At 40.9% G+C, this 9183-nt stretch carries 7 protein-coding genes; 4 read left to right on the forward strand and 3 right to left on the reverse strand.

The window, feature by feature from the left end; all coding sequences use genetic code 11:
* Window positions 1-267 precede the first annotated feature (267 nt).
* From MTBBW1_RS23305 to MTBBW1_RS23315, 3 genes are all read left to right on the forward strand, one after another.
* Window positions 268-1650, forward strand: coding sequence for an FAD-linked oxidase C-terminal domain-containing protein (locus tag MTBBW1_RS23305; RefSeq protein WP_281255681.1), 1383 nt, complete (start codon window positions 268-270; stop codon window positions 1648-1650).
* 2 nt (window positions 1651-1652) lie between these two features.
* Window positions 1653-3044 carry a (Fe-S)-binding protein gene (locus tag MTBBW1_RS23310; protein WP_245809536.1) on the forward strand — a complete coding sequence of 464 codons (1392 nt, stop codon included), beginning with the start codon at window positions 1653-1655 and terminating at the stop codon, window positions 3042-3044.
* 547 nt (window positions 3045-3591) lie between these two features.
* Window positions 3592-4308: a FadR/GntR family transcriptional regulator gene (locus MTBBW1_RS23315; RefSeq protein WP_080808032.1), complete on the forward strand. Its 717-nt coding sequence runs from the start codon at window positions 3592-3594 to the stop codon at window positions 4306-4308.
* 1 nt (window position 4309) lies between these two features.
* On the opposite strand, the gene MTBBW1_RS23320 is transcribed toward MTBBW1_RS23315, so the two are convergent.
* From MTBBW1_RS23320 to MTBBW1_RS23330, 3 genes are all read right to left on the reverse strand, one after another.
* Complete coding sequence (locus MTBBW1_RS23320; RefSeq protein WP_080808036.1) at window positions 4310-4957, reverse strand: endonuclease III domain-containing protein; 648 nt, start codon at window positions 4955-4957, stop codon at window positions 4310-4312.
* Between the two features lie 153 nt (window positions 4958-5110).
* A complete protein-coding gene (locus tag MTBBW1_RS23325; RefSeq protein WP_080808039.1) occupies window positions 5111-6871 on the reverse strand; it encodes an ATP-binding protein in 1761 nt (586 codons plus the stop codon).
* 4 nt (window positions 6872-6875) lie between these two features.
* Window positions 6876-7748, reverse strand: a complete 873-nt coding sequence (locus MTBBW1_RS23330; RefSeq protein ID WP_186441660.1) for an HDOD domain-containing protein — start codon at window positions 7746-7748, stop codon at window positions 6876-6878.
* A 335-nt stretch (window positions 7749-8083) separates the two neighbouring features.
* On the opposite strand from MTBBW1_RS23330, the gene MTBBW1_RS23335 reads away from it, so the two are divergent.
* Window positions 8084-9082, forward strand: a complete 999-nt coding sequence (locus tag MTBBW1_RS23335) for a YhdH/YhfP family quinone oxidoreductase (RefSeq protein WP_080808045.1) — start codon at window positions 8084-8086, stop codon at window positions 9080-9082.
* Window positions 9083-9183 lie beyond the last annotated feature (101 nt).

Below are 9183 nucleotides of genomic sequence, written 5' to 3' on the forward strand. Positions count from 1 at the left end.
ATAATAAATGGAAGTGATCTGACTTGTCAAGAAAAAAAATAAAATATTTGAATTTATTTTTTATCTCTGTTATAGGTAAAGAAATCACATGAAAATTAAGGTGTTTATTCAAAAAATCCAATTTGCTTTAAAATTCATAATCCCATTAAAATAGCCTTTAAATGTCTTACTAAGTTGTTAAGTGATAACGCCGTAGAGCAAAAAAACATTAAATTGGTATTACCATATTTATAAGGTCATACCATAATCAAAAAGGACGATATGATTATGCAAGGAGTCATTGACGAATTACAGAAAATTGTGGGCAGGGAAAATCTTCTCACCCGTAAGGAAGATATGGTTACCTACTCCTATGATGCTGCTGTGCTTGATTCTGTGGTACCATCTGCTGCGGTTATGCCTGAAACAAGTGAAGAGCTTGGAGAGATTGTAAAGGTGTGCAGCCGTCAAAGGGTGCCCCTTACAGTAAGAGGTTCCGGTACCAACTTAAGTGGCGGTACCATCCCTTCCAGTACATCAGGTGTTGTTCTTCTGACCGGAAAACTCAATAAAATTCTGGAGATCAACGAGGCAGACATGTATGCCGTGGTTCAGCCTGGTGTTGTAACCGCAACCCTTGCAGCGGCTGTGGAAAAAAAAGGACTCTTCTATCCCCCTGATCCAGGCAGCCAGGCAGTATCCACAATTGGAGGAAATGTTGCTGAAAATGCAGGAGGTCTTAGAGGACTAAAATATGGTGTCACAAAGGATTATGTTATGGGTATAAGCTTTTTTGACGCCATGGGTGAACATGTTAAGTCAGGTTCCAGAACTGTAAAATGTGCCACAGGCTACAATCTTGCAGGCATGATGGTTGGCTCCGAAGGCACCCTCGGGGTTATGGACGAAATAATACTGAAGCTCATTCCTCTTCCCAAGGCAAGAAAATCCATGGTGGCTGTATATAAAACCATAGAAAAGGCATCTGAAACTGTTGCTGCAATTATTGCCAATAGAATTGTTCCGGCAACACTTGAGATACTTGACAATTTTACCATAAGGGCAGTTGAGGCCTACAGCAGGGCAGGTCTTCCCGTGGATGCAGGTGCCCTTCTTTTAATTGAGGTGGATGGTCATCCGGGCCAGGTTGAAGATGAAGGAAGGGATGTGGAAGAGCTTTGCAGAAAACTTGGTGCTGACAGTATAAAGGTGGCATCTGATGACACAGAGCGGGAAAAGATATGGTCAGCGAGAAGAAGTGCTCTTTCTGCGCTTGCCAAACTTAAGCCCACCCTGGTGCTTGAAGATGCAACAGTTCCCAGAAGCCAGATACCTGCCATGGTTCGGGCTCTTCAGGAGATAGCCGTTAAATATAAAATAGAGATAGGCACTTTTGGTCATGCAGGGGATGGCAACCTTCACCCCACCATTTTGACTGATAAACGCAATAAAGAGGAGTGGCACAGGGTGGAGTCTGCCATTGAGGAAATTTTTGACAAGGCGCTTGCCCTTGGCGGAACCCTTTCTGGAGAGCACGGAACCGGACTTGCCAAAGCACCTTTTCTGGAAAAGGAGACAGGGATTTCATCCATCCTCTTTTCAAGACGTCTTAGAAAAGCAATGGACCCTTATGGCATACTCAATCCAGGCAAAGTTACAGGAGTGATATAGGTATGGTTGAAATAAAAAAAACTGTACCGAAAATGGGTACAAAATCAGAGGCAGGCATGAAAAAACTTGCCAACCGTCTCAAGGAACTTGAAGATCAGCTTGTTGTATGTATCCGGTGCGGCATGTGCCAGTCTGTATGCCCCCTTTTTGAACAGACAAGAAGAGAGGCTGATGTTGCAAGGGGGAAGTTGGCGCTTCTGGATGGCCTTGGGAAAAATCTTTTTACTGATCCTGATGGAGTTGACGAAAGGCTTAATAAATGCCTTTTGTGTGGCTCCTGCGCTGCCAACTGCCCAAGCGGTGTCAATGTTGTGGAGATCTTTATAAAGGCAAGGGCAATTCTTGCCGAGTTTAAAGGTTTGTCGCCCATGAAGAAGCTTATATTCAGAAAGATGCTTGCCAATCCATCAACTTTTGACAATCTTACTGAATGGGCAGGTAAGTTTCAGGGGATCTTTACAAAGGATGAGAAAAACGCACAGGGCACTTCATGTGCAAGGCTTGTGGCTCCCCTGATATCTCCTTTGATCAATGATCGTCACATCCTGCCCATGGCAGCAAAACCATTACATAAAACAACACCCATGATAAATACAGCTCCAGGGAGATCAGGCCTTAAAGCTGCAATTTTCACAGGCTGCATCATTGACAAGATTTTTCCTGCAATTGGCCATGATCTTATTGATATTTTTAAATATCATGGAGTTGGAACATATATTCCCCAAGGAGAGGGCTGTTGCGGCATTCCAGCCCTTGCATCCGGTGATATGGCAACCTTTGAAAAACTTGTGGAATATCATATCAAACTTTTTGATCAGGAACAATTTGATTATCTTATAACTGCATGTGCCACATGCACATCCACAATAAAAAAACTTTGGCCATCCATCTATGAGGGAAAATCCAGCGGTATTCGGGAAAAAATTGGGCGTTTGTCGGAAAAAACCCTTGATATAAATCAATTTTTGGTTAATAAAGTCAGTTTTTCCAATGACACTCAAGGGATTAAAAGTGAAAACTTCAATCAGAATAATGTTCGGAAAACAAGGGTGACATACCACGATCCATGTCACCTGAAAAAATCCCTTGGAGTCATTAGTGAACCAAGGGATGTAATAAGGGCATCGGGCAAAGAACTTGTGGAGATGGAGGGTTCAGACAAGTGTTGTGGCATGGGAGGCAGTTTTAATCTTTATCATTACGGAATATCCTCAAAGATCGGCAACTTGAAACAGAAAAACATTGCAGATACAGGATGTGACACCGTAGCTACTGGTTGCCCTGCATGTATGGTACAGATTTCAGACATGCTTGCAAAAGAACACCTTGATATAAAAGTAAGGCATCCGATTCAGCTATATGCCGATTTTCTGAGGGAACAGAAATTAATTTAGATTTGTCTGCATGTTCATGACCACTTTACAATTGCAGAAGCCAAGCTCCGTCTTTCAGGGTCTGAATCTCCAAAGTTGCTTTTAATAATTTCAGTGAGTTGCATATTGCTACTTTGTTAGCTTATCTTTTTTGCTGTCTGAATCAAGATAACCAGGATGAAAAAGATGCTCATGATACTTACTCAAAATCGACACCTATAACCTCCTGAGCCTTGTCAATATTGTCTGAATCAGGATGTCCAGGATGATAATGATTTACAGGATAAAAATCCTGAGCATCCTGTAAATCCTGGTTATCCTGATTCAGACAAATGCAATAAATGCCGAGAAAGCCAACAAAATGTCGATTTTGACTACTTAATCCTGACTTATCCTGTTAATCCAGGGTATCCTGATTCAGACAATTTATAGAAGATAACAAAGCAGAAATATAAACCCTCATGATAGAGAGGGCATCACAACGATGCAGAAAGTCTTTATATGTCAGTATGTTATGAAGACTTTCTAATAAAGTGCTGGAATCTAATTTTTTACGAGATAATCAATTATGAATATACCAATCAAACCCATTAAACCCAAACGGATCTCTGATCAGGTATTTGATCAGATACGGGAATTGATCTACAGAGGTAATCTCAAGCCCGGAGAGAAACTTATGCCTGAAAGGGAGCTTGCTGAAGCCATGAAGGTGAGCAGAACCACCATAAGAGATGCCATTCAGCGCCTTGTGGTTATGGGGCTGATTGTTCAGAAACAGGGACAGGGGACTTTTGTTAAATCTCTTGATACCCAGGAACAGAGCCCCCTTGCAAAGGCCATGCAGACCCAGGATGCATCAATTCAGGATCTTTTAGAGGTGCGCATGGGGCTTGAGTGCAATGCTGCTGCCCTTGCAGCAAGAAGAGCTGATGAAAATGATATCAATGCCATGGTTCACTCAATTGAGGAGATGAAAAAAGAGGTGCGTTCAGGCCGTCTTGGAACCGAAGCTGACACATCGTTTCATATGGCTGTGGCCTATGCTGCAAAAAATCCACTTCATATCCTTATAATGAGAAATTTTTATGACTATCTTTTTCATGGCATCAGAGAGAACCTGTCAGGGCTTTATGAAAACATGGATAACATTGATATCATCTTAAATCAGCACCATAACATTGTGGATGCCATAAAATCCAGAGACTCTTATCAGGCATACTCTGCCATGAAGGATCATATAACATTTGTAATGGTCTTTTTCAGTGAAAAAAAGAGCCAGGGCTAATTTATGTAATTTGATGGGCGGCGGCGGGGCATAAATCAGCAATCACGCAACGGTGACAATGGGGTGAGACAGGACGGCATGTCCCCTGTCCGAATGCAACAAGGATACCGTTAACCTCCTGCCAATGATTTTGAGGAAGTTTTTTTCTCAATGCCATTTCCGTTTCAAGGGGGGTTTTTGTATTTACATAACCCCATTTATTCATGATTCTGTGTACATGGGTGTCAACGCATATGGCATCCTTGTTAAATGCCACACTTCTTACCAGATTTGCAGTTTTACGGCCAACCCCTGGCAATTTTATAAGATCGTCAATCTCTTCGGGAATCCTGTTATCAAAATTTTCAAGTGCCTGTGGAAGCTTTTTCAAATAGCCTGCCTTTGATTTATAGAAACCCACAGGATAGATAAGATCCATAATCTTTTTTTCCGGAAGTTTTGCAAGGGCTTTGATATCAGGAGCTTCCCTGAAAAGACGGGATGCAGCAGCAGCAGTGGTTTCATCCTTTGTTCTGGAAGAGAGAATGGTTGCCACAAGAATCTTGAATGGATCACGGGTCTGTACAGATATAAGATCAACCACCGGAACCTTGTAGCTCTTAACCTCTTCTTTTAGTGTTTCCAGAAACAGTGCAATGTCAATTGCCATGACTTATGTTTCTCCTTGTCACCTATGGCGTTTGAACTGCTTTTTGCCGTGAGTGATGGGTTTATTAGAAAGTCTCCATAACATGCTGATATATAACGACTTTAATGTTTCGTTGTGGCGGATGGATCTGCCATGGCCGTTTTACGGAGGATATTAAAGCCCGAAGATTAGGCCAAGTATGGTCTCCATTAAAACAATGCGCTTGATGGGCTTTGTTATGTAGGCATCCATACCACTTTTAAGAAACATATCCCTGTCTTCCACCATTGCATGGGCAGTAATTGCAATGATTGGAGTGTGTCGGGATTTATCCGGAAAAGTTCTGTTTTCAAACTCCCTGATTTTTGTAGTAGCCTCAAGACCTGTCATAACAGGCATCTGACCATCCATTAAAATGATATCAAAAAGAGATGTTTTTTCCCTGTATTGATAAATAAGTTTATCAACTGCTTCTTTACCGTTTTCAGCAATAACTATATTTTTTATTTTCAGTGTACCAAGAATGCTTGCAAGCACTTTTTGGTTAACAGGATTATCCTCGGCAATTAGAATATTCAATCCCTTTATTTTTTCAATATTTTCTTCCCATCGTTTTTCAGTATCAACCGCACTTCTGTTAAACCTGCTATCAGCAAATGAAGATTCTCCCGCATTATTCTCCTGCTTTGTCCTCTGTTTCCGGAATTTCACCGTGAACCAGAAAGTAGAGCCTTTTCCTTCGGCTGATTCAACGCCAATGGTTCCGCCCATGAGTTCTGTCAACTGTTTGGATATGGCAAGACCAAGCCCTGTTCCTCCATAGTTGCGGGTCATGGATGCATCCACCTGGGAAAATGACTGAAAAAGTCTGTTTTTTCGATCCTCCGGAATACCTATGCCGCTGTCTATTACATTGAAACGGACAAGGGCAGAGTTAGAAGTCTCTTCAAGAAGAAGGACTTTGATTGTTACACTGCCTTCTCTTGTAAATTTCACAGCATTACCGCACAGGTTAAAAAGAACCTGTCTTAATCTACCGGGATCTCCCACAAGACGGGCAGGAATATTATCGTCTATTGTTACTTGATATAAAAGCCCCTTTTTTTCTGCATTGATTTTCATCATATCTGTTATATTGCTGATGACCCTGTTGAGGTCAAAGGGGATGTCTTCCATCTCAAGCTTTCCGGCTTCAATTTTGGAGTAGTCCAGGATATCATTGATAATGTCCAGAAGAGCATCTGCACTGTAATGTATGGCTTCTGCATAGTGCATCTGCTCTCTGTTCAAATTGGTCTGAAGTAGAAGCTCAACCATACCTATGACACCGTTCATGGGGGTTCTTATCTCATGACTCATGTTTGCAAGAAATTCACTTTTTGCAACACTTGCAGATTCTGCTCTCTCCCTTGCAGCGATCAACTCTTTATTTGCCTGCTTAAGTTCTGCCGTTCTTTTTTCAATCTCAGAGTTCAGTCGTGTGGAATACTCCATGCTGTTTTTGTGATTTTCCACAAGAATCTCTTCATATTTTTTCTTGAAAACAGCAACCTTGCGATTCAACTGCTCCTTCATGGTTTCAAGCATCTCATGCTGCTCTTCAACCTTTTCCTCTTTTATGCAAAGCTCCTGGCAAAGCATTAAAAGATTGGGGAGAAACGGTTGAACTGCTTCTGAATTAAGGTTGTCTGGTAATTTATACAGAAGGGTTATTTTCATCTGTTCCAGATAAAATTCATTCAGGTTCTTTTTTGCATCATCATGGCTCTCAATTGACGGCAGTTGTTTTTCATCTAAGGGTATGGAAGCTGCAACTTTATCATCTGAAAGGTAAAATTGACCCTTTGGCAGATATCTTTTGAGAATTGCCAGAAATCTGCTGTTTCTTTTTTCAGTATCTTCAAACTCTTCAAAAAGAGTCTCCAGTTCAAGCACGCTGTTACCCCCTGTCAAGTGCGTAGATATCTTCAGCTTTGGCAAGCTCTTCAGGCAGGCCGTCTGCAAGTGTTTTATACTCTTTGATATTATCCTTTATATGCAGCATCAAAGGTGGAGAAAGCTCTCCTTTCATGCCGTCCAGAATGTTATACTTCAACCTTGAAACAAGATAATCAGCTGTTTGTATAACAGAAGGAAGGGTTTTGGGGTCTGCTGAACTTAAAATATCATGGTGGTGAAGTACCCCCTGCTGCACATCCCTTGGCAAATGCCAATCATGAACAAGAAGAGAGCCTACTATAGTATGGTCTGTCTCAAGGAGCCCTGTTTCATAATGAACAATATTTTTGTTCTTTTCCGGTTTGTATTCCATGCAGACTTTCAAAAATTCATCCGGCATTATCTGATCTTCAATTATAAGGCCAATATCGTGAACAATACCGCACAAAAAAGCATCTTCTCCTTTAATACCAAAAATGCGCTCAACAATCATCTGACTGCATATTGCAACAGCTACGCAATGCATCCACAATCTTGTTCTTGAAAAAACCTCTTCATCCTGTTTTCCGGTAAAAAGATTTTTCAGAGCATCCACCACAATCAAATTTCTCAGATTGTCAATGCCAATATATGCAACAGCTTCGGAAATAGTTTTAACTTTGGTTCTTAATGCGTAAAAGGGGCTGTTGACAAGACGAAGAATTCTTAATACCAGAGTAGGATCAACTTTAATAACTTCCTCAAAATCCTGCATGGTACTTTTATCATCTGCAATCATTCGGGTAAGCCGTGCCGCCACACTTGGAAGGGTTTTCATCTCTTTCAGCCTGGCCAGCAGTTTTTTTGCCTGGGTAACCTTGTTGTGTTGAGACATTATGAATAACTCCTCGTGGAGGGCTTTGTATGCCTTCATGAAGATCAGAGTAAAATTTTTTTAAATTATTCTGCAATAAAATTGCCTTTAAGGCAAATGGTTTTATCAATCGAACCTAAGTGAAAAGAGTTAATCTCTTGATAAAAAAATCATGTTGTGTTTTTGTAAAAAGGCATGTTGCATTAATCAGTTTAAACTCGCTCTATCAGTATCCCCATTAATAGGCACTTTCCTTAGAAAAAGTTAGGCTAATATGAAACATGCCTGTAAAAAAATAATGAAAAATCAACCATCCTTTATTTTAAGCTTTGTCAAAGCATAAGGAGAGTATATTTATGAACAATACCCCATTTAAGGCATTTATTGTGGAAGAGATATCCGGCAACACTTTTCGCAGATTTACAGGAGAAAAAAAGGTGGAAGATCTTCCGGATGGAGACCTGCTGATAAGGGTGCAATACTCGTCATTAAATTATAAGGATGCATTGTCTGCAACGGGAAACAGAGGCGTTACAAGAAGATATCCCCATACTCCGGGTATTGATGCATCAGGTGTGGTTCAAGAGAGCAGAAGTGATCTTTTTAAGGCAGGAGATGAAGTTATTGTGACAAGTTATGATCTTGGCATGAATACCTCCGGCGGTTATGGGCAATATATAAGAGTTCCTGAGTCATGGGCAGTAAAGCTTCCAGATGGTATGAGCCTGAAAGAGAGCATGATTCTCGGTACAGCCGGATTTACAGCCGGTATGTCAGTATTTTTTATCAAAGATCAGGTTTCTTCTGAAAACGGCGATATCCTGGTAACAGGTTCAACAGGCGGGGTTGGGACAATTGCCGTTGCACTGCTCTCTTGTCTGGGTTATAGAGTTACAGCGGTCACAGGTAAACCTGATGCAGTTGATTTCCTTTCCACGCTGGGAGCAAGCTTTGTCTTAAGCCGGGAAGACGTGACTAAGGGAGGCGATCAACCAATGATGAAGGCGCGATGGAATGGAGTTGTTGATACTGTGGGAGGTGATATTCTTGCATCTTCCATAAAATCCACAAGACCCTGGGGAGTTGTTACATGTTGTGGGCTTGTGGCTTCCCCTGATCTTTCCGTGAATGTTTTCCCTTTTATCCTCAGGGGAGTAAAACTTGTTGGAATTGATTCACAGAATTGCCCCATGAATATTCGCACTAAAATCTGGCATCTTTTTGCCAATGAGTGGAAATTATCTTTTCCCGACGGGTTTTACAGGGAAATAACTCTTGATGATCTTGATGAGAATATTGATCTGATTCTTAAAGGAAAACAGAAAGGACGGGTCATTGTAAATATGAGTAACTGATTGTTATTTGTATTGATCTTGCATCAAATATTATGATTTTTAATAATTGTTTTTGATGTTATTTATATTTTACCGTAAAAATGACTATCATCTTTATACTC

Origin of the sequence: Desulfamplus magnetovallimortis, assembly GCF_900170035.1 — a bacterium.
GTDB classification, from domain to species: Bacteria; Desulfobacterota; Desulfobacteria; order Desulfobacterales; family Desulfobacteraceae; genus Desulfamplus; species Desulfamplus magnetovallimortis.